The organism is Streptomyces sp. CO7 (assembly GCF_053474865.1).
In genome coordinates, this window is sequence record NZ_JBRIOU010000003.1 from 575,974 (window position 1) to 577,226 (window position 1,253).

Genomic DNA, 1,253 nt, shown 5'->3' on the forward strand with positions numbered 1-1,253 from the left:
GGTCTCAGTGCTCGACGAGGCCGCCGCCGTCGGCCGCCTCGACCTCCTCGCGGCTGATCCCCAGCAGGTACAGCACCGTGTCGAGGAAGGGCACGTTCACCGCCGTGTGGGCGGCCTCGCGGACCACCGGCTTGGCGTTGAAGGCCACGCCCAGACCCGCCGTGTTCAGCATGTCCAGGTCGTTCGCCCCGTCGCCGATCGCGACCGTCTGCGCCAGCGGCACGCCCGCCTCGGCCGCGAACCGGCGCAGCAGCCGTGCCTTGCCCGCCCGGTCGACGACCTCGCCGATCACCCGGCCGGTCAGCCGCCCGTCGACGATCTCCAGCGTGTTGGCCTGCGCGAAGTCCAGGCCCAGGCGCTCCTTCAGGTCGTCGGTGACCTGGGTGAAGCCGCCCGACACCACGCCCACCTGGTAGCCCAGCCGCTTCAGGGTGCGCACCAGGGTGCGCGCGCCAGGCGTCAGCCGCACCTCGCTGCGCACCTTGTCCACCACCGAGGCGTCCAGACCCTCCAGCAGGGCGACCCGGGCGTGCAGCGACTGCTCGAAGTCCAGCTCGCCGCGCATCGCGGCCGCCGTCACCTCGGCGACCTTCTCCTCGCAGCCGGCGTGGGCCGCGAACAGCTCGATCACCTCGTCCTGGATGAGGGTGGAGTCCACGTCCATCACCACCAGCCGCTGCGCGCGGCGGTGCAGGCCCGCGGAGACCACGGCGATGTCCACGCCGAGCGCCGCGGCCTCGGTCGCCAGCGCCGTGCGCAGGGACTCCGTCGCCACGCCGGAGACCGCGAACTCGACCGCCGTGACGGGGTACTTGGCCAGCCGGAAGATGCGGTCGATGTTGCCGCCCGCGGCGGTGATCCGGGAGGCGATGGCGGCGGTCTGCTCGGCGGTCAGCGGGTTGCCCAGCACGGTGACGATGGAGCGGCCGCTGCCGCGGGGACGGTTGTCGCCGGTGCCGGAGAGGATCTCGGCCTCCATCTTCACCGACCCCGCCCAGCTGTGGACGGCGGCCCGCAGGTCGCCCTCCTGCCCGGCGGGCGGCTGGGTGACCAGGGCGCAGAGCACCATCCGGCCGCGGATGACGACCTGCTCGATGTCGACGACGTCGACACGGTAGGAGGTGAGGGTCTCGAACAGACCGGCGGTGGTCCCGGGGCGGTCCTTGCCGAAGATCTTGACGAGGAGAGTGGGGGCGTCGGAGTTCTGCGCAGCGCTCATGGTCCTCCCACCGTAGCCGCCCCTCCGCCCCCAC

General features: G+C 72.8%; 1 protein-coding gene. It reads right to left on the reverse strand.

Annotation, left to right across the window (positions count from 1 at the left end; translation table 11 throughout):
• Nucleotides 1-4 precede the first annotated feature (4 nt).
• A complete protein-coding gene (gene serB, locus ACOV8S_RS12620; protein ID WP_448317874.1) occupies nucleotides 5-1,219 on the reverse strand; it encodes a phosphoserine phosphatase SerB in 1,215 nt (404 codons plus the stop codon).
• Nucleotides 1,220-1,253 lie beyond the last annotated feature (34 nt).

Excerpts from the sequence above, each read along its gene's own strand:
- serB (WP_448317874.1), bottom strand. The coding sequence starts at position 1,219 with ATGAGCGCTGCGCAGAACTCCGACGCCCCCACTCTCCTCGTCAAGATC.